The 26,420-nt window shown below is 67.3% G+C and carries 20 protein-coding genes and 1 pseudogene; 5 read left to right on the plus strand and 16 right to left on the minus strand.

Features of this window, described 5'->3' with window-relative positions; translation table 11 throughout:
* Window positions 1–3: 3 nt before the first annotated feature.
* The 8 genes from pgaA to KVG96_RS23715 form a co-directional block, all read right to left on the minus strand.
* Window positions 4–2,484, minus strand: a complete 2,481-nt coding sequence (gene pgaA, locus KVG96_RS23680) for a poly-beta-1,6 N-acetyl-D-glucosamine export porin PgaA (protein WP_217894178.1) — start codon at window positions 2,482–2,484, stop codon at window positions 4–6.
* Between the two features lie 252 nt (window positions 2,485–2,736).
* On the minus strand, window positions 2,737–4,242 hold the full coding sequence (locus KVG96_RS23685) for a YdgA family protein (protein WP_217894179.1): 1,506 nt from the start codon (window positions 4,240–4,242) through the stop codon (window positions 2,737–2,739).
* A gap of 191 nt (window positions 4,243–4,433) precedes the next feature.
* Window positions 4,434–5,069, minus strand: coding sequence for an NADH:ubiquinone oxidoreductase subunit N (locus KVG96_RS23690; protein ID WP_217894180.1), 636 nt, complete (start codon window positions 5,067–5,069; stop codon window positions 4,434–4,436).
* Between the two features lie 91 nt (window positions 5,070–5,160).
* On the minus strand, window positions 5,161–6,603 hold the full coding sequence (locus tag KVG96_RS23695; RefSeq protein ID WP_217894181.1) for an efflux transporter outer membrane subunit: 1,443 nt from the start codon (window positions 6,601–6,603) through the stop codon (window positions 5,161–5,163).
* Window positions 6,600–7,487, minus strand: a complete 888-nt coding sequence (locus KVG96_RS23700) for an efflux RND transporter periplasmic adaptor subunit (protein WP_217894182.1) — start codon at window positions 7,485–7,487, stop codon at window positions 6,600–6,602. Before KVG96_RS23700 ends, KVG96_RS23695 begins: the two co-directional genes overlap by 4 nt.
* The gene (locus KVG96_RS23705) at window positions 7,484–7,693 is read right to left on the minus strand and encodes a DUF1656 domain-containing protein (protein ID WP_085582123.1); all 210 of its coding nucleotides are present in this window, start codon (window positions 7,691–7,693) and stop codon (window positions 7,484–7,486) included. The genes KVG96_RS23700 and KVG96_RS23705 overlap by 4 nt, the downstream gene beginning before the upstream one ends.
* Window positions 7,690–9,762, minus strand: coding sequence for an FUSC family protein (locus tag KVG96_RS23710; protein ID WP_217894183.1), 2,073 nt, complete (start codon window positions 9,760–9,762; stop codon window positions 7,690–7,692). Before KVG96_RS23710 ends, KVG96_RS23705 begins: the two co-directional genes overlap by 4 nt.
* Entirely contained in the window at window positions 9,759–10,187 is a 429-nt protein-coding gene (locus KVG96_RS23715; RefSeq protein WP_217894273.1) for a MarR family winged helix-turn-helix transcriptional regulator, read from the minus strand. Before KVG96_RS23715 ends, KVG96_RS23710 begins: the two co-directional genes overlap by 4 nt.
* 129 nt (window positions 10,188–10,316) lie before the next feature.
* Between KVG96_RS23715 and KVG96_RS23720 the strand changes: the two are divergent.
* Window positions 10,317–10,514: pseudogene (locus KVG96_RS23720) on the plus strand (type II toxin-antitoxin system RelE/ParE family toxin); the annotation flags it as partial.
* A gap of 3 nt (window positions 10,515–10,517) precedes the next feature.
* Here KVG96_RS23720 and KVG96_RS23725 read toward each other — a convergent pair.
* A complete protein-coding gene (locus tag KVG96_RS23725; protein WP_217894185.1) occupies window positions 10,518–10,763 on the minus strand; it encodes a DUF2789 domain-containing protein in 246 nt (81 codons plus the stop codon).
* A 95-nt stretch (window positions 10,764–10,858) separates the two neighbouring features.
* The gene (locus KVG96_RS23730; RefSeq protein ID WP_217894186.1) at window positions 10,859–11,320 is read right to left on the minus strand and encodes an aminoacyl-tRNA deacylase; all 462 of its coding nucleotides are present in this window, start codon (window positions 11,318–11,320) and stop codon (window positions 10,859–10,861) included.
* A gap of 193 nt (window positions 11,321–11,513) precedes the next feature.
* On the opposite strand from KVG96_RS23730, the gene KVG96_RS23735 reads away from it, so the two are divergent.
* Window positions 11,514–12,044, plus strand: a complete 531-nt coding sequence (locus KVG96_RS23735; protein ID WP_217894187.1) for an NfeD family protein — start codon at window positions 11,514–11,516, stop codon at window positions 12,042–12,044.
* A 2-nt stretch (window positions 12,045–12,046) separates the two neighbouring features.
* Window positions 12,047–12,805 (plus strand): slipin family protein, encoded by a 759-nt coding sequence (locus tag KVG96_RS23740; protein WP_085582135.1) that lies wholly within the window; start codon window positions 12,047–12,049, stop codon window positions 12,803–12,805.
* Here KVG96_RS23740 and KVG96_RS23745 read toward each other — a convergent pair.
* The 6 genes from KVG96_RS23745 to KVG96_RS23770 form a co-directional block, all read right to left on the minus strand.
* Complete coding sequence (locus KVG96_RS23745) at window positions 12,771–13,763, minus strand: sulfotransferase family protein (RefSeq protein WP_217894188.1); 993 nt, start codon at window positions 13,761–13,763, stop codon at window positions 12,771–12,773. The two genes, KVG96_RS23740 and KVG96_RS23745, sit on opposite strands and share 35 nt — an antisense overlap.
* Window positions 13,751–14,536, minus strand: coding sequence for an aspartyl/asparaginyl beta-hydroxylase domain-containing protein (locus KVG96_RS23750; protein ID WP_217894189.1), 786 nt, complete (start codon window positions 14,534–14,536; stop codon window positions 13,751–13,753). The genes KVG96_RS23745 and KVG96_RS23750 overlap by 13 nt, the downstream gene beginning before the upstream one ends.
* Before the next feature lie 15 nt (window positions 14,537–14,551).
* Window positions 14,552–16,066, minus strand: a complete 1,515-nt coding sequence (locus KVG96_RS23755) for a TolC family protein (RefSeq protein ID WP_217894190.1) — start codon at window positions 16,064–16,066, stop codon at window positions 14,552–14,554.
* 41 nt (window positions 16,067–16,107) lie between these two features.
* Window positions 16,108–22,482, minus strand: a complete 6,375-nt coding sequence (locus KVG96_RS23760; protein ID WP_217894274.1) for an Ig-like domain-containing protein — start codon at window positions 22,480–22,482, stop codon at window positions 16,108–16,110.
* 53 nt (window positions 22,483–22,535) lie between these two features.
* Window positions 22,536–23,372 (minus strand): sulfotransferase family protein, encoded by an 837-nt coding sequence (locus KVG96_RS23765; protein ID WP_217894191.1) that lies wholly within the window; start codon window positions 23,370–23,372, stop codon window positions 22,536–22,538.
* Between the two features lie 149 nt (window positions 23,373–23,521).
* Window positions 23,522–25,108 (minus strand): glycosyltransferase family 39 protein, encoded by a 1,587-nt coding sequence (locus KVG96_RS23770; protein ID WP_217894192.1) that lies wholly within the window; start codon window positions 25,106–25,108, stop codon window positions 23,522–23,524.
* A 240-nt stretch (window positions 25,109–25,348) separates the two neighbouring features.
* Here KVG96_RS23770 and KVG96_RS23775 point away from each other — a divergent pair, with 240 nt between their 5' ends.
* Together KVG96_RS23775 and KVG96_RS23780 are read left to right on the plus strand one after the other, a co-directional pair.
* Window positions 25,349–25,936 (plus strand): phage tail protein, encoded by a 588-nt coding sequence (locus KVG96_RS23775; protein WP_217894193.1) that lies wholly within the window; start codon window positions 25,349–25,351, stop codon window positions 25,934–25,936.
* A gap of 53 nt (window positions 25,937–25,989) precedes the next feature.
* Entirely contained in the window at window positions 25,990–26,301 is a 312-nt protein-coding gene (locus KVG96_RS23780; RefSeq protein ID WP_217894194.1) for a DUF6916 family protein, read from the plus strand.
* The last annotated feature ends 119 nt before the right edge of the window (window positions 26,302–26,420 follow it).

The following is a 26,420-nucleotide window of genomic DNA, read 5'->3' on the forward strand; positions in this document are numbered from 1 at the left end:
CTTCTAGAAGCGGAAAGTGAGGTCGACGAGCAGACGCAGATCGGTTTCCCGATCACCGTCGTAGGGCCGGTTGATCGCGCTCAACAGGCCGCCCACTTCGAACACGTCGTTCCAGGCGTAGCGCTGGCCGTAGCCGATCAGCGCCATGCCGCCGGTGCCGTGGTCACGCTGGCTGTAGGTGCCGGCGCCCAGCTGGAACTGTTGGCTCCAGACCGTTTCGTAGCGGTGGTGCAGCACGTGGTTGACGTTCAGCAGCGGCATGACGCTCAAGTCCGCCTTCGGGTTGAAGTACGGCACGTCATCGGACTTGGAGTTGTGGCTGGTGCCCACCTCCAGGCCGGCGTCGACCTGCAGGTTCGGCGCGCTGTAGACGCCCTCGCGGCCGGTGAGCAGCGCCTCGACCCGGTTGTTGCCGTCGCTGAAGTGCGACGGGCTGACCGCCAGCTTCCATTCCCGGCTCTCGTTGGCCCGCCAGCGGATGAAACCGCTGCCGCCGTTGGCCTTGATGTCGCTGTTCAGCGCGCGCAGCGGGGTCTGCGCCGAGAGGTACTCGAGGCTGCCGCCGTACTGCCAGTGGTCGTCGATGTCCCGGGCGATCGCCAGGCGCGCGCCCTGCTTGTCGCCGAAGCCGTAAGAGTGGTTGGAGATTTCCGCCTCCAGGGTCATGTCCCGGGTGCGGCGCTCCAGGCCCACGCGCTGGAAGCGGTGGTGGCCGGTGCCTTCGGCGAAATCGCCGGTGGCGTAGCCGATGCCGGCGAACACCCGCCAGTCTTCGTCGATGGGTGGGCTGTACAGGGTGCTTTCGATGCCGAAGTCGCGGCTGCCGGTGACCGCGCCGGCATCGCCGCTGCCGCCGCCGTAGGCCTTGCCGCCGTAGCTTTCGACGCGCAGCTCGGCCATGTCATGCACCTCTCGCTGACGGGCCAGACGCTGCACCTGACGGTTGTCGGGGAAGCGCGCGACCACGTCGTCGGTCAGCGCGTCCATCTGCCGCCATTCCTGCAGATCCATGGCGGTGTGGGCCTGGGCGACTTCCAGGCCCATGTCCCGCGGCACCAGGCTTTCGGTTTCCTTGAGCTGGTTCTCGGCGCGGCGCGGCCAGTCGCGGGCCAGGTACAGGTCGGCCTGGGCCAGGCGCAGGCCGATGTTGCCCGGCGCCTGGTCGACCAGCGCTTGCAGGCGCTCCTCGCCGTGGGGCAGGTCGGAGCCGTAGGTGCCGGCCTGCGCCGCGAGCTGCTGGGCGTCCATCCATTCGTCGTTGGGGTTGCCCACCGGCAAGCCCTTGAGCTCGATGCGCGGCCGCTGGGACTTGGCCAGGTCTTCGGCGACCTTGCGGGCCTCTTCGGCGCGGTCGCATTCGAGCAGCGAGTAGTACAGGCCGGTGGTGTCTTCCAGGCGGTCGCCGGCATCGGCGTCCGGTGCGGTCAGCACCTGGCGGTAGAGGTCGGTGGAGATCTCCGGCTGGCGCTGGTCCAGGTAGGACGCCGCCACCCAGCGCAGGGCGTAGGTCGGGATCTTTACCCCTTCGCCCTGCAGCTTCTGGTATTCGCTGATGACCTCGGCGGTGCGCGCACGGGCCCTGAGCGCGCCCATGCGGTCGATGCGCCAGCGGGTCACGTCGTCGTGGGCGCTGGCGTCCGGCGTCCAGGTGGCCAGCAGCTTGTCGTAGTCGGCCAGCGCCCGGTCGGCGATGACGTAGCGCTCTTTCTCGCTGCGGGTGGCCAGGTCGGCCAGGCGCACCCGTTCGGCTGCCAGGTCGCCTTCGAGACGCCGCCGGGTGACCGGGTCGATCAGCCCCGGACGCTGGTCGGCCAGGCGCAGCGCAGGCTCCGGCAGACGGGCCTTCTGCAGGGCCACCACGTATTCGCGGGCGACTTGCGGCTTGCTGCCGGCGCGGATGAACGCCTGGTCGTATTCGTGCAGCGCGTCGTACTGCTTGCCGGCACGGGTCAGGGCGTAGCCCAGCGCGAGCCGGCGGGAGGGATCGTCAGGCTTTGCCGCGACCAGCGCCTTGGCGCGGGTCACCGCTTCGTCGGGCTTGCCGGCGTCGGCCTGGGTGAGCGCCAGCCCCAGTTGCAGGTCGGCATTGCCCGGATCCAGCGCCAGGGCCTGGTTGTAGACCTGGGTCGCCTGATCCCAACGCTTGAGGTTGCGGTAGGCCCGGGCGGTGGCGGTCAGCGCCTGGACCGGCAGCGTGCGGCCGCGGCCCTGGGTCTCGTAGACCTGCACCACTTCGGCGTCGAGCCCGGCCCAACCGGCGATCTGCAGGTGATCGCTGACCTGGCCGGCGGTCGCCTGGGCCGGCGGCACCTGGCGCAGGGCGTCGAGGGCGGGCGCGTAGTGGCCGGCCCGGGCGTCGAGCACCATTCGGTCGTAGGCCGTATCGGCGAACCCCAGTGCCGGCCAGAGCAACTGGCTGCACAGCGCGACTCGAAACAATGGGCGTAAACCACGATGCAATACAGGAACATCAATACGCGGCATTCGTCAGCATCCTTACATGGCCAGCCGGGTCGCAATGCCCTCCTTGCCCATTCGTAACGGTGGCCGGATCGCAGACCCGGCCAAGCTTATCCAGGCAGTCTTGCACGCAAGCGTAGACCAATATCGGCAACGCAATAATTATTCAGAATTGCTGTGACGGTTCCCCTACCGGCCGAAAACCCGGACGCCAGACAGCAAAACGCCCGGCGTCTGCGGTACGCAGAGGCCGGGCGCCGTGGCGTCGCGGGGCGGTTACTGAACCTGGCCGACGCCGGCGAACTTGCCCATCAGGAAGCCGACGAACTGCTCTACGGTCATCTTCTGGCCGTTGAACTCCACCTGGTTGGCGGCGTAGTGCAGCTTGGTCGTGACGTTGGTGCCGTCCAGGGTCGCCAACTGCGAGCCGACCGCCATGCCGGCGAACATGTCGGTGGCGGCGCTGGCCTGGTCGACGATGGCCTTGGCGTCGGTCTGGCCGTCGAGCTGCGCCTGAACGCTCATCAGGTCCACCAGCATCGGCTTGGACACCAGCACGTTGAGGTCAAGCAGGGCGATCAGCTGCTTGCCCAGTTGGTCGGGCGGTAGGTCCATCGACTGCGGTTTGGCCAGGTCGATCACCAGGTTGGCGCGGCTTTCGCCGTTGGCGGTCTTGAACGACAGGTTCTCCAGCGCCACTTGGGGCCCTGCGGCCAGCAGTTTCTGCAGGTCGGCCTTGACCTGGGCCTCTTCGGCCGGGGTCAGGTTCAGCTCCGGTGACGGCAGGCCGGCTTCGGCGGCTTCGGCAGCGGCCTTCTCGTAGGGCTGCAGCTTGGTCTGGTAGATCTGCATCAGCGACATGGTCGACGGAATGTCGAGGTTCTTCAGGCTCATGGCCAGGTTGGCCGAACCGATCTTCTTGTCGTTGAGGGTGACTTCGCCGATCTTGTAGTCGGCGCGGCCCGAGGCGCTGGAGCCGGTCTCTTCGGTGAGGTTCTTCATCTCGAAGTTCTTGATGCCCAGCACCGACTGCTTGGCGCCGAAGGTGGTCTTGCTGTCGGTCAGCTCCAGGGTGTTCTCCCCGGTGTAGTAGCCGTAGGTGCTCTTGGTGAGGTTGCTGGCCAGGGTCAGGCCGCTGAGCTCGACCTGCACCGGCGCTTCGTCTTCGGCGACGGTGGTCAGGTGCAGGCTGTCCATGTAGCCGTTGGCCTTGACCTTCTGGGCCTGGGCGCTGGCGGAGATGTCCATGTTCAGGCCGGAGAACTTGAGGCTCGACTTGTCGTCCAGCGCCGTTTCCAGCGGCAGCAGTTCGAGGGTGCCGGTGGTGGATTCGTCGTAGCCGATGTTGACCACGCCCTTGAGCGGCGCGGCGCCCTTGGTGGCGGCGAACCATTTTTCCGTCAGCGGGGTCTTTTCCAGCGCGTAGTGACTGCTGGCCATGACCGGCAGCCACTTGAACGACGCCAGCCGCGAGAACGGCAGCGGGCCGTGTTCGATGCGGTCGGTGAACAGCAGCTCGACCGGCGCCTCGCCGAACATCTCGCCCTCGCCCTTGAGGCGGTACTGGGCGGTGCTGCTGAAGGTGTGGCGCTCCAGGGACACCAGTTCCAGCGACGCGCTGCCGTTGGAGCCGGCCATGGCGGCCTGCAGTTCCTTGTTGGCGTTGGCGACGGCGTTGTTCAGCACGCCTTCGATTTTGGTGCCGGTGTACCACGCCCCGCCGGCGCTGACGGCGCCGATGGCAACAACGATTCCCAGAAGCACGCCTGCTGATTTATTCATGAATGACCTGATCGATTTCCGTGGCTGAAAGTGTGGTCGTCTTCCTTGAACCCGTGATCGGGCCGCGGCACGACTCCGCTGGATTTAGCGGTGCAGATTAGCACTGGCGCCCCGTGAGGGCCCAGTGCTTAAAGGTTAAAGAGTGTCCATGGCGAGGGGATGGCGGTGAACTCGATGGCGCCTTCGCGGGCTCAGGAGTACTGCACCTCGATCTCGTCCAGTTGATGGTCGAAGCTTTTGAGCCGCGCCGTCCAGGTGAACACCAGCACTTCGAAGTCCCGGTCGATCACTGCGCCGCCGGGGCCGTCGCTGCGCGGGTCGCAGAAGTCCAGCTGATAGCGTTCGCGGGCCATGGCCGTGGCGACGTCGGACAGTTCGCGGGCGTTGTTGAGCCAGTGCCAGCCGTCGCTGGCGACTTGCTTGTCGAGCTCCAGGCACTGTTTTTTCAGGACATCCAGGCTTTTTTCCAGCGGCGTGCCGGTGAGTTCGCCCATGACTTCGGCGAAGGTGCGCCCCGGTTGCCAGTAGCTGCCCCAGAAATACCGGTCGAACACGGTCTCGACCCGGCGCAGCGCGACTTTGGTGTCCCAGATCAGCAGCAGCACTTTGCTTTGCTCCAGCTGACGCTTCTTCAGCCGCCGGACCTGCACCAGGGACCAGGCCACCACCACGATCCCCATGACCGCGATCAAGGCCACGGTGCTGTCGAGGAACACCATGGCCTTGTCGATCTGGTGGGCCAGCATGATGCCGTAGAAATAGGTGGCCGAGAGCAGCACCAGCGCTACCAGGGCGCACCAGAAGCCAAGAGCGTAAGGGTTTTTCATTATTGGTTTCCCCGACCTGCGCAAGCCCAGTGCGCTGCAAGGGCGCCTTGCACCGGGCGCCCTTGCAACACTTCAAAGCATAGCAACGGCCTCAGGGTTTGCCGGTGCCCGACGCTTGCGTTCGTCCGCTTTCCCAGCCGCCGCCCAGGGCGAGGAACAGATCGATCTGGCTCAGGGCGACCTGGGTGTTGGCCGACGCCAGTTGCGCCCGCACGTCGGTGTAGGTGCGGGTGGCCTGCAGGTCGGCGAGGAACGACGCGCGGCCGGCCTGATAGAAGCGGTGGGTCTGCTCTGCCGCCTGTCTCGCCGACTGCTCGGCATCGGCCAACGCCTCGCGGCGCTGCAGTTGCGCACTGTACTGGGCCAGGCCGGTCTGGGTCTCGCGGACGGCGTTCAGGACGACGCCGTCGAAATGCGCCAGGGCGCCCTGAGTCGACGCTTCGGCCTCGTGGATGCGCGCCCGGGCGCCGTTGGTCGGCACGTTCCAGCTCAACGAAGGGCCGAAGCCCCAGCGGTTGGTTGACGGTTTGCCGAGGTCGTCCAGCAGGCCGACGGTGCCGATCGTCGCACCGAAGCTGATGTCCGGGTACAGCTCGCCGGTGGCGATGCCGATGCCGGCGGTCGCGGCGGCCAGTTGTCGCTCGGCCTGGCGCACGTCGGGACGGCGCTTGAGCAACGCGGCGCCGTCGCCGACGGGCATCAGTTGCGCGACCTTCGGCAGTTCGGCGCACCCGGCGGTGCCGGCGGGCAGTTGCGCCACCGGCCTGGCCAGCAGCATCGACAGGCGGAACAGCCCGGCCTGCCGCGCAGCCTCGTAGCGCGGCAGGTCGGCCCGCAGGGATTTCAATTGGGTCTGGGAGCGGGTGACTTGCGTCTCGTCGCCCCGGCCGGCGTCGCGCAGGCGCTGGGTGAGCCGGGTGCTCTGGTCCTGCAGGTCGAGGGAATGCTGGGCGATCTCGCGCTCTTCGTTGGCGGCGCAGACCTGGGTGTAGGCCCGCACCACATCCGCCACCAGGGTGATGCGGGCGGTGTCGGCGGCGGCCTGGGTCGCGTCGGCGCCGGCCTTGGCCGCTTCGATGCCGCGCTGCAGCTTGCCGAACAGGTCGAACTGGTAAGAGGCGCTGATGGCGATCTCGCCGATGTTGTCCACCGGCACCTTTTCCGGCAGCAGGAACGCTTCGCCGGACTCCTGCAAGCGCTGGGCGCCCATCTTCACCCCGCCGCTCCAGCCGCCGGCCGCTTCGGCTTCGTCGACCCGGGCCCGGGCCCGCGACAGGTTGGCCGCCGCCACCCGCAGGTCGGTGTTGGAGGCCAGGGCCTGCCGCACCAGCTCGTTGAGCCGGGGATCCTGATACAGGCGCCACCAGTCGGCCGGCACCGGCGCCGACACCACCGGCTTGCCGTCCACCGCCAGTTCGCCCTGCAGGTCGTGGCGTTGCACCGCCGCTTCGCCCGGCAGGCGATAGTCGGGCCCGACCACCTGACAGGCCGACAGCAGCGCGCCCAGCCCGGCGACCATCAGCGCCCGGTTCATTGCGCGGACTCCTGCCGGCCGTCCTCGATGATCGACACCGTGGCAGTGCGCCCGGCGATCATGCGGAAATCCTCCGGCACATCATCGAACGCGATGCGCACGGGAATCCGCTGCGCCAGCCGCACCCAGCTGAAGGCCGGGTTGACGTTGGGCAGCAGGTTGCTGCCGCTGGTGCGGTCGCGGTCCTCGATGCCGGCGACGATGCTTTCGACATGCCCGCGCAGCTTCGCCCGGTCGCCGATCACCCGGATGTCCACGGCCTGGCCGACGCGGATGCCGTCCAGCTTGGTCTCCTCGAAGTAGCCGTCGATGTGGAAGGAGTTGCTGTCGACCACCGACAGCACCGGGCGCCCGGCGGTGACGAACTCCTGGGCACGCGGCGCACGGTCGTTGACGTAGCCGTCCACCGGGCTGCGGATCACCGAGCGGTCGAGGTTGAGCTGCGCGCTGTCCACCGCCACCAGCGCTTCGGCGAGGGCCGATTGGGCGCGGGCGACCTTCGACAGGCTTTCTTCCAGCTGCTCGGCCGGCACCAGATTGCCCAGGCCCCGGTTGCGCTTGGCCTCGCGCTGCGCCTGGGCGAGGGTCTCTTCGCGGTCGGCGACGGCGGCCTTGGCCTGGCGCAGGGCCAGGCGGAAACGGTCCGGGTCGATGCTGAACAGCACCTGGCCGCGCTTGACCGGCTGGTTGTCCTTCACTTCCACCTGCTGGATCAGCCCGGACACGTCCGGGGCGATCTGCACGATGTCGGCGCGGATATGCCCGTCGCGGGTCCAGGGCGCAAACATGTAGTACATCACCATGCGCCACACCACCACGACGGCGAACGTCACGATCAACAGGGTCAGCACGGTGCGGCCGAGCGTCAAAAACGGTTTTTTCATGTCATCAGGTATCGGCTGAGGGAATCCACGGCGCCCAGCAGCAAGGCGTACAGCGCCACGTTGAACAACGCCCGGTGCCAGACCAGGCGGTAGAAATGCAGGCGCGTGAGCACGCCGTGCACCAGCAGGAACAACAGGTACGTGATGCCCATCAGGATCAGCAGGGTCGGCAGGAAGATGCCGCTGATGTCCAGGTCACCGATCATAGGGGGGCTCCATCGATGCCGTGAGGCAACGGTTCTTCGGGTTCGGCGTTGCCGAGAAACTCGACGCCGGGCAGCAGCGCCAGGCGCAGGCCGCTGAGGGCATGCAACAGGTGCAGCCGGGTTTCGTCATCGCCGTGGCCGCCGAGGGCGCGGCGGGTGCGGTCCATCGTCATCAGCAAGGGGCTGGGCGCCGGCAGGCGCTCGCCGGCCTTGAGGCAGGCGCGGAAGTAGTCGCCGACTTCCGCCACCACCTGCTGCAGCAGCGCCTGCGGCGCGCCGGGCACCCGCGGGGTGTAGGCCAGCAGGTCGAGCAGGTTCAGCCCCACCCGCACTTCGCGCAGGGCAATGCCGGTGTCCTGGCCGGTCAGCGCCAGGCGCGGCAGGTGCTGCATCAGGCGGTCGAGCAGTTGCACGCCCAGTTGCCGGTGTTCGGCGAGGTTCGCCGGCTCCGTCATGCGGACGATGTCCTTCCAGCTGAACCGGGTCAGGCGTTTGGCCGCCAGCTCGGCGCCGAACGGGCGGGCCACCAGCGTCCAGATGAACGCGAACAGCAGCCCCATGGGGCCGGCCAGGTTGGAGTTGGCGAAAGCGAAGAAATCCGCGTCGTAGGCACCCTGGATGCTGATGAACGACGAGGTGTTGACCAGCGTCAGCAGCATGCCGAGGTAGAAGCGCGGCTGCACCGTCAGGGTGCCGACGCAGATGAACGGCACGGCGAACGCCAGCACCAGCATCGGGAAGTCATGCAGGTTGGGCAGCACCAGGAACAGGTACAGGCTGGCGAACAGCACCGACATCGCGGTCCAGAAGAAGAACCGGTAGATCTGCGGCGCCGGGTCGTCCATCGAGGCGAAGAAACTGCACGACACCGCCGCCAGGATCACCGCGCTGCCGCCGTCGGTCCAGCCCAGCAGGATCCACAGCACCGACGCGACGATGATCGCCAGGATGGTCGAGGCCACCGAATACAGCATCAGCCCGCGGTCGAGGAACGGCGTCAGACGCCCGAGGCGCCAGTGGCGGTAGACCGCGCGCCAGCTGTCCTGGCGCTCGCAGAGGATCGCGTCCTGCAGCGAACGGCAGTCCTGCCACAGGTCGATGAACTCGGCCAGGCGGTACAGCGCGTTGGAGAACAGCAACTGCTTGCGGTCCTCCAGGGCCTCGGCATCCGGCTGCAGGGCGTCGAGCCGGTCTTTCAGGGTTTGCCACCGCTCAAGGTCGGCGTCCTTGTGGCCGAGCCACTCGGCGGTGGCCGCCAGCAGCGGCGCGAACCGGTCCACCAGTTCCGGCGTGCGGCGCTCAAGGGCATAGAGCGCATCGTCGAGGGCGTCGATCACCGGCAGCAGGTGGATCATCCGCCCGCGTAGCTCCTTGGTGTTGCGCACCGTCTGCGGGCGGGCGCCTTCGTGGGGCAACTGGCCGATCATCAGTTCGAGGCTGTTGAAGCTGCCGACCATGGCCATGCGCAGGGCGCTGATCTCTTCCGGGCGCACGTCGCGGCCGAGGAAGCGCAGGCTGTAGGTCGTCGCGTCGGCGAACCACTTGCCCACCGCGTCGTTGAACACCGGGGCCAGCCGGCGCGGCCAGAACATCGCCCCGACCACCGCCGCCACGGCGATGCCGAGGAAGATCTCCTCGGTGCGCGCCTCGGCCACGTCCCACACCGCCAACGGGTTGTCCACCACCGGCAGGGCGATCAGCGGCAGGGTGTAGCCGGCCAGCATCAAGGCGTAGTTGTTGGCGGTGCGCAGGTGCAGCGAGAGAAACAGCAGGATCCCCGTCCACAGCGCGATGACCACCACCAGCACATAGGGGCTCTGGACGAACATCGGCACGAACAGCACCGCCGCCGCCGCACCGAGGAACGTCCCGATGGCGCGGTACAGGGCCTTGGAACTGGTGGGCCCGAGGAAGGGACTCGAGACGATGTACACCGTGGCCATCGCCCAGTACGGACGCGGCATCTGCATGAGCAGGGCGATGTACAGCGCGATCATCGAGGCGGCGAAGGTGCGGATCCCGTAGAACCAGTCCCGGGCCGGAGGAAAGCCGGAGAAGAAGCCGTTCACGGATGGGTCACCGCCAGCGGACTCGCCGCCTCGAAAGCCTTCAATACCCGAAGCGTAGCTTCCAGATCGCGCCGGTCGATGCCTTCCAGCACCCCGTGGCGCAGACGCACCAGTTCGGCCTCGACCGCCTGCACCAGCTCGCGGCCGGTGTCGGTCAGGCTCAGGCATTTGGCGCGGCGGTCCTGGGGGTCTTCGCTGCGGCAGACATACCCGGCGTGGCACAGCTGATCGAGCAGGCGCACCAGCGAAGGGCTTTCCATCCCCGCCGCCTGCGCCACCTGCACCTGGCGGACGCCCTCGCCCAGCCGCCCGATCATCAGCAGCGGGACGGCGCAGGCTTCGGAGATGCCGTAGTTGACCAGCGTGGTCTGGCAGATTTTGCGCCAATGACGGGCGGCCACCACCATGGCACTGCTGATGTTCATCTGGAGGATGTCGAGGTTGTCGGACACGGGCGAGGCACATACTGTTAGTTTGCTAACTATCAATATGGCATTGACGGGGAATTTCAGTCAAGTTTTGAAACAAATTGATCCGCGTACCCAAAAGCCGCCGCAGACATGGACACCCGTTTCAGCGAGGCGGTGTCCCGCCTCTCCCGGAACCCGAACATCGGCCCCGTCGGCATCATCGCCGGCACACGCGAGATCATTCCTCATCCAGGCTACCGTCTCGTTCACCAGATCGAGCAAGAGGCGGTTTGGATTCTGGTGCTGATCCATACCGCTCGACGATGGCCATTGCCGCAGTGACGGCTACCCGGCCCTTCCCTTTCTCAACATCACATCCAGCTGATCCACCACCTCCGCCCAATCCGCGTCATCCAGAGTCTCGTCCCGCAGAAAGGCCTTCTGCGCCTCGTTCCAGAAAAACGCATCGGCCAGGTGCAGTTCCGGCTTGAGCGGGGAATGGGTGGCGATGAACTGGTCGATGCCGGCCGGATCGCTGGCCAGGCCGAGTTGCTTGAACAACGCTGAAAGGCTGTGGGTCGGGTTTTCCATGTCTGGCTCCTTCGAAAATCGCGGGCAAAAGAAAGACTGCGGGCGCCAGCCTGCTGGCTCCCGCACGTTCTGTGTCGTGCACGGCAGGGCGATGGCTAGTCGCTCAGCTCCCGCACCTGCGCATGGGGCACCGCCTTGAGGAACTCAGGGATGCTCATGTGCAGCAGGTTGTTGTGGTTGCCGGCCTCCAGGTAGATGTCTTTCTGCCGGGTCAGCAGCGGGTCGATGACCATATCCAGCCCGTAGGCGTCGCCCAGCGGCGGCACCGCGCCGCGTTCGCAGTCGTCGAACAGGTGCGCCAGGTTGCTTTCGCGGGTGATCTGCCATTGCCCGCCGTCGGGCACTTTGCTCAGGTCCAGATGATGGCTGGCCGGCAGCACGGCCATCAGGTAGTGCCCGTGGCGATCGTCGAGGATCACCGATTTGGCCACCCGCTCCGCCGGCACCCCGGCGACCCGCGCCGTCTCCAGGCTGCTGGAGGAGTGCGGATGGGCGACGATGTCGTATTCGCATTGCGCCTGTTTCAGGCTGCTCTGCACCTTTCTTGCCATACGCATGATGCACCTCGGTGCCCGCCGGCGCTGTGCGGCGGACGCTCATGAATGCTGTTGCCGTCCTCAAAGTCTAGCCCGCCGGGCCGCCCGCGCCGGGAATTCCGCCCACTGGCGGCTTGCCCGGACTGATCAAAAATCATCCAGGTGCAGGCTCAACTAGACTGTAGGTAAGCCCCTGACTCTCGCGGAGGGTCACGTGAACACCCGTTGCTGTGCGCTTGCCTTGTCGATGCTGCTCAGCGGAGCGGCCCTGGCGGCGGATGCCCCGCTGCCGGCGGTCAACCCGGTGGGCCTGTGGCTGATCACCTTGGGCATCGCCTTTCTGATCGCCGAAGCCGCGCTGCCCAACTATGGCGTGATCGGCCTGGGCGGCATTGTCATGTTCGTGATCGGCGCGCTGATCCTGGGCAACGCCGAGCCGCCGGTGCCGATGATGATCGGCCTGGGCCTGGTCAGCGCGCTGCTGCTGGCCGCGCTGCTCTGGCGGGCGCTCAAGACCCGGCCGCGCCAACCGGTCAGCGGCGACGCCGGCCTGCTCGGCAGCGTGACCGCGGTCACCGTCGTGGAACCGGGCGACGGCCGCAGCGGCTGGGTGCAATTGCAGGGAGAACGCTGGCAGGTGCTCAGCCCCACGCCGCTGCACACCGGGCAACCGGTGCGGGTGGTGGGCCGCAAGGGCCTGTTGCTGCAAGTGGCCGCGGCTGACGCGGCACCGCTCGGAGAGTGATCATGGGTCTGCAAATCGGTTTTGTCGCGCTGCTGCTGTTGCTCATCGCCCTGGCCGGCTCGACGTTCCGCATCCTGCGCGAATACGAACGGGGCGTGGTGTTCCAGCTCGGGCGCTTCTGGCAGGTCAAGGGGCCGGGGCTGATCCTGCTGATCCCCGTGGTGCAGCAGATGGTGCGGGTGGACCTGCGCACCATCGTCCTCGACGTGCCGCCCCAGGACGTGATCACCCGCGACAACGTGTCGGTGAAGGTCAACGCGGTGCTGTACTTTCGCGTGCTCGACCCGCAGAAGGCGATCATCCAGGTCGAGGACTTCCTCATGGCCACCAGCCAACTGGCCCAGACCACCCTGCGCGCGGTGCTGGGCAAGCATGAGCTGGACGAACTGCTGGCCGAACGGGAACGGCTGAACATCGACATCCAGCAAGTGCTGGACGCCCAGACCGACGCCTGGGGCATCAAGGTCGCCAACGTCGAGATCAAGCACGTCGACCTCAACGAGTCGATGGTGCGCGCCATCGCCAAGCAGGCCGAAGCGGAACGGGAGCGCCGGGCCAAGGTGATCCACGCCGAAGGCGAACTGCAGGCCTCGGAAAAGCTCATGCAGGCCGCCGAGATGCTTGGTCGCCAATCGGGCGCCATGCAATTGCGCTACATGCAGACCTTGAGTTCGATCGCCGGGGACAAGAGTTCGACGATCGTCTTTCCGCTGCCGATCGAGCTGCTCAAAGGGATGAGCGACCTGACGAAGCCGTCCTGACCTCAGCGCACGCCGTGTTCAGCCGCAACGCCTCCAGCGCCCGGTAGGGCGCCCGGGCGTAGTGCTCGACCCGCGCCTGGAGCAGCGCCGAGGCTTCGCGGCGCTTGTCCTCGCTGTCGGCGACGAACACCTGCGCCGGCTGTTTGGCATGCTGCACGGTCGCCGCCGACGCCCGAAGGCACTGTTCGGCGTTCAATCCGAAAAACGTCGCCAGGTGCCCGCTCATGGCCTCGGGCAGCTCGCTGTAGTTCACCGCCAGCCCGCCGCCATCGCGACAATGCACCCACCCGGCCTCCAGCAGACGCCCCAGGCGCCGGGCGATGAAGTCTTCGCGCCCCTCGAACGGCAGGCCGTCGTCCAGCACGCAGTCGCCGAGCATGCCCGCCACCATGTGCATGCCGGGACGGCGCATGTGGGAGACGGCGATCTCCAACGGGTCGCGGTAGACGAACAGCCATGGCGTCTGCCCGTGGCATTCGCGCAACAGCGGCCATTCGCCGATGTTCCACGCATCGAGCTTGATCACCAGCCGCTGTTCGCCGCCGCGCCGCCGCTGGCCGTAGGCCGACAGCAAGCCGGCGATTGCGGCCCGGCGTTCGGGCGCCGGCAGGTCGCTGCGCAGCAGGGCGTCGAGGGGCGGCGGCTCGGACACGACGATGTGGTCATCGAGCCGGGCCAGCATCTGGCTGACCAGGGTCGAGCCGCAGCGCGAGGCATGCAGGATGAACGGGCCTGGCGCAAGGCCGGGGCTGTGCGCCTGCCAGTCCGTCAGCGCCGACAGCGGCGTCTGCCGGCGCAAGGCCTGGTTGAACGGCAACCGCAGCGCGTCGTCCACCGCGTCGCGGAAAAACGGCTGGCGCAACGGCGCATCACCGAACCAGCACCAGTCCACCTGCCAGTGCCCGGCCTCGTTCCAGATGCGGATCGGCAGCCAGCCGTCGAAATTCATGCGCGCCATTGCCCGTTCCATGTCCGCCGTCCGTTGCGCATCGCTGCGCGCAGCACCTGGGGCGTGAGCGCAAGGCCGCGCTCGGCGGCCAGCGCCACGGCGCAATCGATGAAGCGGTCGGGATCCTGCACGGCCTGCAGCGTCGCGCTGAGCGCCGGATCGTCCGCCACCTGCCGCTGAAACCGCTGCAAGGCCGTGTCTTCGGTGCCGGGGGCCGGCGTGTCCGCCAAGCCTTCGCCGATCATCCGCTCCAGCCACGGGCAGGGACGGCAATCGAGCACCAGATGAACCCGATAGCTGCTGTCGCGGTTGTCGACCCGATGGGGCCGCGACAGGTCGAGGAACCAGCACTCCCCGGCCTGCATCGGCATGCGCTGGCCGTCCAGCCAGAAATCCACGGCGGGCGGGCTGAGCAGCGGGATGTGCAGGCGCAGATCCGCCTCGGGGCCTTCCAGGTCGTAGTCGCGGTGTTCGTGAATCTGCCCGCCCGGCCCGAGCCGCAGCAGCCGGGCGCTGACGATCTGCAACGGCAGGCCGCGCAGCGCCTGGCGCCAGCGGCGGTCGTTGAGCCAGGGCCCGCGGGGCACCGGCGCAGCCTGGCCGGGCGACAGTTCGGTGAATGCATCCGCCGCGGAGATCAGCGCCACGCCGCTCCAGTCGCCGGCAAAGTACGCGGTGTTGAAATGCCCCCGCCAGGCGCTGTCGTCAATCGCCGCCAGCGCCTGGCGCAGCAGCGGCAAATCCACCGCCACCGGCAACCGCGAGTAGGCCGGCCGGCTCATGGGGCACCGGGCGCATCACTGCGCAGGGGCATGGGCCACCGGCACCGAAATGTCGCCCGAAGCCCACGCCGCTTCGCGGCTGGCCAAGGCGGTGGCGATCGACTGCACCTGGGTCGACTGCACCTGGTCCGGCAGCGGGTCGAGCCCGGCGCTGGCGAAGATCTGGCCGTAGGCGTTGCGCAGGTCGGCGTAGGCCAGGTCGCGGCGCAGGTCGGCCTGCAGGTTGTTCAGTTCGCCCTGGATCAGATCCAGCTCGCCGATGCCGGCCGCCTGGTGACGGTTGCGCAACTGACCGACGATCTGGCCGTCGATATCCGACAGTTGCTGGCTGGTCTTGAACTGGCGCAGCGCCTCCTGATAGTTGGCGTTGGCCACGTACAGCTGGGCCAGCACCGCCACCGACATCGCCTGGCGGCGGGCGGCGGCGACTTCTTCGCCGGCCTTGGCCACGTCGATGGCCGCCGGGGCGGAGATCACGTTGAACAGGTTCCAGGTGACCTTCACGCCGTAGTCGGCCCAGCGGTCGTTCACCAGGAACGAGTTGCTGTCGTAGTGCCCGCCGGCGGAGAACTCCAGCCCCGGCAGCATGCGCAGCATGGCCTTGCGGGTCTCGGCGGCGCTGATGCGGGTCTGGTAGTCCTGCTCGCGCAGTTCCGGACGGCTGGTCAGGGCTTCCTGCTCCAGTTTGGCCATGTCGACCTTGAGTTCCGGGATCTGGTAGCCGTCGTCGGTGGCCAGGGTCAGCTCCGAGCCCATCGGCAGGTTGATCAGGGTCGCCAGTTCAGTCTTGGCCAGCGACAGCGCGCGGCGCTGCTCCTCCAGCTGGCGGGTCGCCTCGATCAGCGAGCGCTGGTAGCCGAGGGCCTGCACCGGGTCGCCGATGCGCTGGTCGCTCATGCTCTGGCTGTTGCGCCGGGCGGTGTCGACCCGGGCCATCAAGGCATCGATCTGCTTGAGCAGGCGTTCGGCGGCCATCGCCCGCCAGTAGGCCGAACGCACGTCCTGGACGATGGTGTTGATCACCTTGCGCCGGCGCTCCTGAACGATCAGGCGCTGGTCGCCCTGCTGCTTGGCGCTGATGTAGCTGACGCCGAAGTCGAGGACGTTCCAGACCATGGTCAGGTCGGCGACGTCACGGTCGCGGTCCTGGGAGGTCGACGGTTCCAGGGACTGGGTGCCGGTGCGCACGCTCTGGCTGCTGGAGGCGCTGACGTTGTTGCGCCCCACGTAGCCGGCGTCCAGCGCCATGCGCGGCAGCATGTCGAAGCTGGCGAGGTCGAGCTGCCGCTTGGCCAGCGCCTCTTCCATGACCTTGAGCCGGCCTTCGAGGTTGTACTTGACCGCCCGGGCCATCGCCTGGTGCAGGGTCAGCGGGCCGTGCAGCGGCTCCTGGCCCTTGTACATGTTCTGCAGATCGCTGCGGGCCCGCTGTTCGCTGACGCTGCGCTCGATCGGCTCGCTGGTGACTGCACATCCGCTGATCGCCAGCGCCAGCAGGCTGGCGCCGAACAACTTTTGACTCTTCTTCATCCCTGGATCGCCCCTTGGGTCCAACAAATGGTGTGTTGTTTTTATGCGCTCGGCGTTTCGCTGACGCCGATCTGCTTGAGCGCCGCCGCCAGGCTGTCGACCCGGTGCTGCTCGCTGTCCTTGAACTGTTGCAGTTGCTGGCCCAGGGTCGGCGCGCCGAATACGCCGCGCAGGCCCTGGGAAATGTCGCCGCCCTTGATCGGATGGCTGTCGAAGGCGTTGACTGCCTCGCGCTCGGCATCGCTGGCCTGGTTGTACAGGCCGGCGAAGGTGCTGCTGCCGAACACCCCGCCGTCGCCCCCGCCGAAGCCGAGGAAACCGTGGCCGGTCCCGTCGCCGTAGGTGCTGTCGCCGAACACCTGGGCGATGAAGCTGGGGCTCAGGGCGCCGCGGTTGATGAAGATGTCGCCCAGCGGGCGGATGCCGTCGCCGATCACCCGTTGCTCGAACAGCGGCGAGAAGGTCAGCGGCGAGCCGAGGTTGCCGGTGGGCGGGGCGAACACGATCGGTTGCAGCGGCACGTAAGGCGGCGGCGGTGCGGTCACCGGGTCGCTGCTGCGGAACTCAGGATCCGGGGTCACCACCACGGTGGGTGCCGTCGGCGTCGGCGGCACGGTGTTGATCACGTAGTTGCCGGACTGGCTGATGCCGCTGCCGCTGTTGCCGGACAGGTCGCTGACCCCGGCGGCGTTGACGCTGATCGCGTTGCTGGCGCTGTTGACGTTGGCGTTCGGCGTCAGGGTCGCGGTCCAGGTCTTGCCGCCGTCGCTGCTGCTCAGGCCGGACAGGGTGCCGTTGGCCACGCTGATGTCCGCCAGGTCGAAGCCGCTGACCGCCTCGTTGAAGGTGATGGTCACCTGGGTGGTCTGGCCGATGCCCAGGTTCGGGTTGGCCACCACCACCGTGGCGGTGGGCCGCTCGGCGTCGAGGGCGTAGTTGTTCGACACCGCAACGGTGCTGCCGGCGTTGCCCGCCAGGTCCGTGACGTTGCCGGTGTCGAGGGCGATGAAGTTGCTCGGGTCGGTGACGTTCGCGGTCGGCGTGAAAGTCGCCGTCCAGGTCTTGCCGCCGTCGCTGCTGACGAGGTTGCTCAGGTCGCCGTTGGTGACGCTGAGGTCCGAGAGGTCGAAATTGCTCACCGCCTCGCTGAAGGTGAACGTCACGGTGGTGGTCTGGCCGATGCCCAGGTGCGGGTTGGCCACCACGATGTTCACCGTCGGCCGGGTCGCGTCGAGGATGTAGTTGTTGGAGATCGCGATGCTTGCGCCGAGGTTGCCCGCCGCGTCCTGCACGCCGCCGGTGTCGAGCACGATCAGGTTGGTCGCGTCGTTGACGCCGGCGGTCGGCGTCAGCGTGGCGGTCCAGGTCACGCCGCCGTCGCTGCTGCTCAGGTTCGACAGCACGCCGTTGGCGACGCTGATGTCCGACAGGTCGAAGCCGCTGACCGCCTCGCTGAAGGTGATGGTCACGGTGGTGGTTTCGCCGATGCCCAGGCGGTTGTCGGCCACCGTGATGGTGGCGGTCGGCAGCGCGGTGTCGATGGCGAAGTTGTTGGAGTCGGTGGTGCCGACGCCGCTGTTGCCCGAGGCGTTGGTCACCCCGGCGTTGTTCAGGGTGATCAGGTTGGTGGCGTCGGTGACGTTGGCGGTCGGGGTGAACGTCGCCGTCCAGGTGATGCCGCCGTCGCTGCTGCTGACGTTGCTCAACGTGCCGTTGGCGACGGTCAGGTCGCTGTTGTCGAAGCCGCTCACCGCCTCGTTGAAGGTAATGGTCACCAGCGACGTTTCACCGGCCTTGAGGGCCGTGTCGGCGACGATGACGGTCGCGGTCGGCACCAGGGTGTTCACCGTGAAGTTGGCCGAGCTGGTGGTGCCGAGGCCGGCGTTGCCCGCCACGTCGGTGTAGCCGGTGTTGTTGAGGATGATGAGGTTGGTGTTGTCGGTCACGCCCAGGGCCGGCGTGAAGGTCGCCGTCCAGGTGATGCCGCCGTCGCTGGAGGTGACGTTGCTCAAGGTGCCGTTGGGGATGCTGAGGTCGCTGTTGTCGAACCCGGTCACCGCCTCGCTGAAGGTGATGGTGACCGTGGTGGTCTCGCCCGGACGAAGGTCGGTGTCGGCGATGACGATGGTCGCGGTCGGGCGCTGGCTGTCGACCGCGTAGTTGTTCGACTGGGTGTTCCCGCTGCCGGCGTTGCCCGCAGCGTCGGCGACGCCGGTGTTGTCCAGGGTGATCAGGTTGCTGGTGTCGGTGATGCCCGCCGCCGGGGTGAAGGTGGCCGTCCAGGTGATGTTGTCCGAGGTGGTCAGGTTGCTGAGCGTGCCGTTTTCCGCGGTCAGGTCGGCCAGGCTGAACCCGGTCACCGCTTCGCTGAAGGTGAAGGTCACCGTGGTGGTCTGGCCGACGCCGAGCGCCGTGTCGGCCACCACGATGGTGGCGGTCGGCCGCTGGGTGTCGATGGCGTAGTTGTTCGAATCGGTGGTGCCGCTGCCGGCGTTGCCGACGCCGTTCTGCACCCCGGCGTTGTCCAGGGTGATCAGGTTGGTGGCGTCGGTGATGTTGGCGGTCGGGGTGAACGTGGCCGTCCAGGTGATGCCGCCGTCGGCGCTGCTCACCGCGCTCAGGGTGCCGTTGGCGACGGTCAGGTCGGCGTTGGTGAACCCGGTGACCGCTTCGCTGAAGGTGATGGTCACCAGCGAGGTGCTGCCCACGTTCAGACTGCTGTTGGCGACCACGATGGTGGCCGTCGGCACCTGCGTGTTGATCGTGAAGTTGGCCGAGCTGGTGGTGCCGCTGCCGGCGTTGCCCGCGAGGTCGGCGATGCCGGTGTTGGCCAGGGTGATCACGTTGGTGGCGTCGTTGATGCCCGTGCTCGGCGTGAAGGTCGCCGTCCAGGTGATGCCGCCGTCGCTGCTGCTCACCGCGCTCAACGTGCCGTTGGGGACGGTCAGGTCGGCGTTGGTGAAACCGGTGACGGCTTCGCTGAAGGTGATGGTCACCAGCGAGGTCTCGCCGGCGGCGAGGCTGCTGTCGGCCATGACGATGGTCGCCGTCGGCCGCTGGGTGTCGATGGCGTAGTTGTTCGAATCGGTGGTGCCGCTGCCGGTGTTGCCCGACGTGTCCGTGACCCCGGTGTTGTCCAGGGTGATCAGGTTGGTGGCGTCGGTGACGTTGGCGGTCGGGGTGAAGGTCGCCGTCCAGGTGACGCCGCCGTCGCTGCTGCTCACCGCGCTCAAGGTGCCGTTGGCGACGGTCAGGTCGGCGTTGGTGAAGCCGCTCACGGCCTCGCTGAAGGTGATGGTCACCAACGATGTCTGGCCGACGGCCAGCGCGGGGTTGGCGACCACGATGGTGGCGGTCGGGCGCTGGGTGTCGACGGCGTAGTTGTTCGAGTCGGTGGTGCCGCTGCCGGCGTTGCCCGCCGCGTCGGTGACTCCGGTGTTGTCCAGGGTGATGACGTTGGTGGCGTCGGTGATGTTGGCGGTCGGGGTGAAGGTGGCCGTCCAGGTGATGCCGCCGTCGCTGCTGCTCACCGCGCTCAGGGTGCCGTTGGCGATGGTCAGGTCGGCGTTGGTGAAACCGGTGACGGCTTCGCTGAAGGTGATGGTCACCAGCGAGGTCTCGCCGATCTTCAGCGCATTGTCGGCCACCACGATGGTGGCGGTCGGGCGCGCCGTGTCGATGGCGTAGTTGTTCGAGTTGGTGGTGCCGCTGCCGGCGTTGCCCGCCAGGTCGGCGATGCCGGTGTTGTCCAGGGTGACCAGGTTGGTGGTGTCGGTGATGTTGGCGTTCGGCGTCAGGGTGGCCGTCCAGGTGATGCCGCCGTCGCTGCTGCTCAGGCCCGACAGCGTGCCGTTGGCCACGGTCAGGTCGGCGGTGGTGAAGCCGGTCACCGCTTCGCTGAAGGTGATGGTCACCAGCGAGGTTTCGCCGGCCGCCAGGCTCGTGTCCGTCACGACGATGGTCGCGGTCGGCCGCTGGGTGTCGATGGTGAAGTTGGCCGAGTCCGTGGTGCCGCTGCCGGCGTTGCCCGACAGGTCGACGACGCCTGTGTTGTCCAGGGTGATCAGGTTGGTGGTGTCGGTGATGTTGGCGGTCGGCGTGAAGGTCGCCGTCCAGGTGATGCCGCCGTCGGCGCTGCTCACCGCGCTCAAGGTGCCGTTGGGGATCGTCAGGTCGGCGTTGGTGAAGCCGCTCACGGCTTCGCTGAAGGTGATGGTCACCTGCGAGGTTTCGCCGACCTTGAGGGCCGAATCGGCCAGCACGATGGTCGCGGTCGGCCGCTGGGTGTCGATGGCGTAGTTGTTCGACGAGGTGGTGCCGACGCCCGCCGCGCCGTCGGAGACCGCCGTCACCCCGGTGTTGTCCAGGACGATCAGGTTGGTGGTGTCGGTGATGCCGTTGGTCGGGGTGAACGTGGCCGTCCAGGTGATGCCGCCGTCGGCGCTGCTCACCGCGCTCAGGGTGCCGTTGGCGATGGTCAGGTCGGCGTTGGTGAAGCCGGTCACCGCCCGGCTGAAGGTGATGGTCACCAGCGAGGTCTCGCCGATCTTCAGCGCGGTGTCGGACACCACGATGGTGGCGGTCGGCGGTTCCACGTACGCGGTGTTGAGGGTGCCGCCGTTGTTGAAGATCGCGGCGAAGGCCGTCGGCGACGCGCCCGTCGAGCCGCCGCCCTGGGCCGTGCCGCCCGCGCCGCTGCCGGCGGCGTTGCCGCTGATGGCGGCGAAGTTGGCGGCGGTGATCAGCACCGTGCCGCCCTGGTTCCAGATGGCGCCGACGCCGCGCCCGGCGATCCCGCCGTTGCTGGCGTTGCTGCCCTGGCCGCCGCCGCCGCCACCGCCGCCGCCCGCACCGATGTTGTTGCTGATGACGGACGTGCCGACGATCTTCAGGGTGCCGCTGGCGGCGTTGTAGATACCGCCCGCCGCGTTGCCGCCGGCCCCGCCGACCTTGTCCCAGCCGGCTCCGCCACCGCCGCCGCCGATGGAGATCGTGCCGTTGCTGGCCGTGCCGCCGTTGCCGCCGTTGCTGTAGTAGGAAACGCCCAGGCCGCCGGTGCCGCCGGTGGTGGAACCGCCACGGCCGCCCATGTGGGTCGCGTCGTAGCCGCCGCCGTAGCCGCCGACGCCGCCGCTGCCGGCCTGGCCGCCCAGGGTGCCGACACCGGGGCCTGCTGTGCCGCCGTGGCCGCCGCCCTGGCCGCCGATGCCACCGCCGCCGCCACCGCCGCCGCCGTAGAACGCGCCCGTGACACCGCCGCCGCCACCGCCGCCGGCCGCCGCGTTGCCGGTGACCGAAACGTTGCTGAGGGTCAGCACGCCGGCGTTGAAGATCCCGCCGCCCATGGCGCCGGTCGCGCCGTAGCCGCCGTTGCCGCCGTTGCCCGAAACCAGCCCGCGGGTGATCACCAGGCCGTCCAGCGTCACCGTGCTGCCGGAGGCGATTTCCACCACCCGCGTCTTGTACTGGCCGTCGAGCGTCACGTCGGCCACGCCGTCGTTGTTCAGGTCGCCGTCGACGGTGATGTTCTTGTTGATCAGCAGTTCGGAGGTGAGCTGCACGGTCATGCCGGAACTGAACGTGACGATGTCGCCGTTCTGCGCCGAGGCCAGCGCCGCCCGCAGCGAGCCGACACCGGTGTTGAGGTTGTTGGTCGCGGTCCAGGTGGCCAGGCCCCACTGGTATTCGCTCATCGACTTGGCCGACAGCACGTTGGCGCTTTCGATGGTGCCGGTGGCGATTTCCAGGTCCCAGTCGCCGCCCACGCCGGTGCGGTTGTTCGAGGCCGCCACGTCGCGTCCGGTCAGTTGAGCCAGGGAATCGACGAAGCTCAGGCCGCGGTCGCCCTCGGCGGTGTAGCAGCCGTAGATCAGGATGTCGCCGCCGACGTTCATGTCCTTGCCGATTTGCGCCAGCACCGCGCTGCGCTGGGCGACGTTGTCCGCCGACAGGTAGCTGTTGCCCAGCCACAGGTCGCCGGCGTTGCCGTGGGCGATGATCTGCACCGAGCTTACGCCCTGGTGCTGGTCGAGGTAGTCGGCGATCTGCTGCAGGCCGTCCTTGCCCGCGTCGAGCCGGACCACCTGGGTGCCGGGGGCGACGCCCTGGAGCAGGCTGTCGGCGTCCTTGACCCGGGAGTCGACGAACACCACGCTCTGGCCCGGCACTGCGACGGGGCTGGCGGCCGGCGCGGCGTCGGCCTGGCCGTGGGTGTCCTTGCTGGCGACCGGGTGATCGGCGGCCGGCGCCTTGGCGGCGTCGGCGGCGGGATGGCTGTCAGCCTGGGCGGCGGTGTCGGCGACGGTCGCCGCCACGGCGCCGTCGAACAGCATGCGCGGCTCCAGCGACATGATCATCGGCGCGGCCAGCGTCCGTGCACCCTCGGTTACCCGCGCGTGTTTCTTGCTCCACCACATGTTGCTCACCCGGACTCGAACAGTTGTTGACGCATCAATGAAAAACGCCGCGATCAACTGATCGCGGCGTCGGACTTCATACGAATGACATTGGCGGCGCTGGCTGAGCCATCGAGCCAAAAGGACAGATCGGCGTATTGCTTGAACAGGTCCGGCGGCAGGATGGTGCGCCGGGACTGCAGGGCGACCTTGGGCTTGACCTTGTGCAGGCCGGACACCCCCAGGGCTTGGTCGAACTCGGGCGCGTCGTAGGCCAGATGCTCGAAATCGTGTTCGAACCACGGCTCGCCGATGAACTCGTAGACCAGCCGCAGCACCCGCTCCGGGGCCTGGGTCAGCAGGTCGTAATCGATGATCAGCAGCGAATCGGCGTGCTCGCCGTAATAGGCTTCCTTGAGCGCCGCCCAGGCGAATCCCACCAGGCGGTTGCGCTGGGCCAGGGTCTCGCAGCGGCTGTAGACGGTGTTGCGCTCCCCGGCGTCGCCGAACAGCTTGGTGTTCTCGAACGGATTGGCGCGGTACAGCCGCTCCAGGCTGTCCATCACCCAGGCGACGTTACGCACGCAGGCGATCACCTTGGCGTTGGGGAACAGGTCGTTGATCGCCGGCAGGCGGGCGCTCCACTGGCGGTTGGTGTCGAACACCACCGGCTTGTCGGCCTTGTCGGCGTAGTAGGACTGGAACAGGCCGCGCAGCAGGCGGCGGCGCATGTCGGTGTCGATCACCGCGCCGAACTCGCTGCCGGCGCTGCACTGCTCCAGGACTCCGGAGAACAGCGCGCCCACCGGGCTGGTCATGCCGGCATGAAAGCGCGGGTTCTGCAGCAGGATCGCAGAAAGAAGGGTCGAACCTGATCGCGGCAAGCCGGAGATAAAGTGGAACTGCTGCATCCCTTCACCAAATGGTTAAGTCCGTTTGTCGGACAGAGCGTAGCCCATCAATAACCTTTCGACTAGTGGTGTTTTGATATCAAATCGAAGCTAAATCGACTTTGAGCATCCGTTTCGCGAATGACTGCGCCGGTGAATCGTTTAAGCGCTCATCCCCCCGGTTTGTCGGCACTTGGCCGGACATAGAGCCGCGCGTAAATGTCGCCACCGTGAACTTCACGGGTACGCTGCCATTCGGCGGTCAATGGCGGGTACTCGTCGGGGTCGTTGAGCGAACCAATCAGCCAGATGCGATCACTGCCGTCGGGTAAATCGGCCAGACGATCGAGATAAACATCTTCGCTCACCAGCGTGCCGAAACCGTATTCGTTCGGCCGTGTCGAACGGCCATCGGCGGCTGGCGGGGTGTACAGGCGAATTTTCGCGTCGGTGCGGTTGTAGTAGACGTAGCTGAGGTAAAACAGCATGTCGCTGGTGACGATGCGGTCGCCGCTGACGAAATGTTGATTGACGAACTCCACCGCGACATTGAATTGATCGTCGCGGTCAACCGTCGCGTTGTTGTTCACGCCTGTCAGCTCAATCCCGATCCACGACACCAGCACCGCCAGGGCCAGCACCCTGGCATTGCCGTACAGGCGGTCGATGGCCAGCGCGGCCAGCATCGGCAGCCCCAGCGCATAGGCCATCAGGTAACGGTCAACGAAAACCGGGGTGATGAACGACACGGCAAACACCAGCAGCAACGGCACCAGGGTGTAGAGCGCCAGCAGCACACTGCCGTGGTTGACCGTGCGATCACGCATAAGGGCCACGCCGACGAGTACCAGCATGGCCAAAGGCATGCCGACGAACACCGGCAACGACCATTGCTCACCATCATCCTGCGTCAGCCACGCCCAGATCATCGAGGGCAGCGAGGCCAGCGTGACCGGGTCTTCCCAGCCCACATCGCCGCCGACCTTGAGTTCATCCATGTGCTGCAGCAGCCCCAGCAGGCTGGGCAACCACGGCAGAAACAGCACGGCGATGCCCAGATTCGCCAGCCACCAGCCCGGTTGCTGGACATGCCGCAGGCGAAACCCCGGCAACAGACGAACCAGCCCCAGATACAACCAATGGCTGAGCGCCGCGAACACGGCGAAATAGTGGGTGTAGAGCGCAGCGCCCATCAGCAGCGCGTAAACCACCAGATAGCGGTGCCGCTGCGGCCGCCTGACCCAGTAGACAAGGGCCAGATTGGCCGCCAGCAGCAACAGCCCGAGCAGCGCGTACATGCGCACGTCCTGGCTGTAACGTACCGCGGTGGGCAGCAGCGCCAGCAGCACCCCGGCAATGACGGCGGCCCGGCGGGTGGCCAGTCGGTCCACCAGCCACATGCCCAGGCCGACCGTGGCGATCCCCGGCAGCGCGCTGAAACAGCGCAGCGCAAAGATGCCGTCGCCGAACAGCCCGATCCAGCCGCGCAGCAACATGAAATACAGTGGCGGATGGACGTCGAACGCCGCATGACGCCAGATTTCGCTCAACGGATAACGCGCCAGCAGCACGCTCGACCCTTCGTCGCCCCAGATCGCCTCTGCCGTCAGGTCATAAAACCGTACCGCTGCCGCCAGCAGCAGAATCGGGATCAGACTGTTACGGCGCACCCAGCGCAGCAAGCGCTGCAGCCGCGCCCCCGGCGCAGCGAACGGGTCCTGGGTATCGCCCAGCGGTGTTTCGCGACGCGCTTCCATCTACATCCCTTGGTTGTCCGCAATGAAAAAGTCGACCCTTGGCCGTGCGCTCACTTTAGGCCAGTGACACCGACAATGGCGACCTCGACGACATCCGGCAAGTCCTGCAATCCGGGTCTACGCTACGGCATGGCGTGACCTGCCCGCGCAACGGGAAGGAACCGGCGGATCATCCTGACCTGCCCGGCGACAAGGGCCGCTGCGCGGCGCGCCGACCACACAACAGAAGGATGAGGAACCATGGAAGTATTTATGGGTACGATTCAGCCGTTCGCCTTCCAGTTCGCGCCACGGGACTGGGCCTGGTGCAACGGACAGATTCTTGCGATCTCACAGTACAACGCCTTGTTCGCCTTGCTCGGCACCTATTACGGCGGCAACGGCCAGACCAACTTCGCGCTGCCCAACCTGCAGGGGCGCATGCCCATGTCGCAGGGCAGCGGCCTGGGCCTCACGCCGCGCACCATCGGCGAAGTGGCCGGCGTCGAAAGCGTCACCGCCACCATCGCCAACATGCCCAACCACACCCACGCGATGACCGGGCTGACCGCCAACAGCGCCCTGCAGCTGGCCGTGCCCGCCAGCAACCCGGCCACCACCCCGAGCGCCACCAACGCCTACCTCGGCGCCTCCGGCGGCGGCCCGGGCTCGGCCAACATCTACTCCGACGGCCAGGGCGCCACACCGGTGCCGCTCAAAGGCCTGACCACCACCGTCACCGGGGACATCTCCCCGGCCGGCGGCAGCCAGCCGATGGGCGTGATGAACCCGTTCCTGGTGCTCAACTTCAGCGTCGCCCTGAACGGCATCTTCCCGTCGCGCAACTGAAAGGACGCCGGGGGCGCAAGCCCCCGGCCGTTTTCCGTCACCGGAGCCCAACCATGCTGCAATCGGTCCAGAACCACCATTTCCAGGCCCTGCTGGGGCAGACCGGCACCCTGCACCTGCCGGACGGCTCGGCCTTGGCGATCCACATCCGGCACTACGAGGAAATCCCCTCGGCCAAACTGCGCCACAGCGAACGCATGCCGTTCAGCCTGGAGTTCGACAGCCTGGAGCCGACCGACTTCGTCGACGGCCTGTGCGCCCTCGAACTGCCGGAACTCGGCCGGGTTGACGACATCTTCGTGTCGCGGGTGCCGCCGATGGGGCGGGATCCGCAGCTGGGCTATTTCTGCATTTCCTTCAACTGAAACCCCTTGCAGGAACGGACTGTAGGACGCACGCCAACGCCCTGTAGTCCCTGCATTTCAACCGGATGAATTGGGAAACGTCCGACATCATTGCGCCGTTCCGCTTGATACGTTGTTCC

The organism is Pseudomonas ekonensis, assembly GCF_019145435.1.
In the GTDB taxonomy this organism is placed as follows: domain Bacteria; phylum Pseudomonadota; class Gammaproteobacteria; order Pseudomonadales; family Pseudomonadaceae; genus Aquipseudomonas; species Aquipseudomonas ekonensis.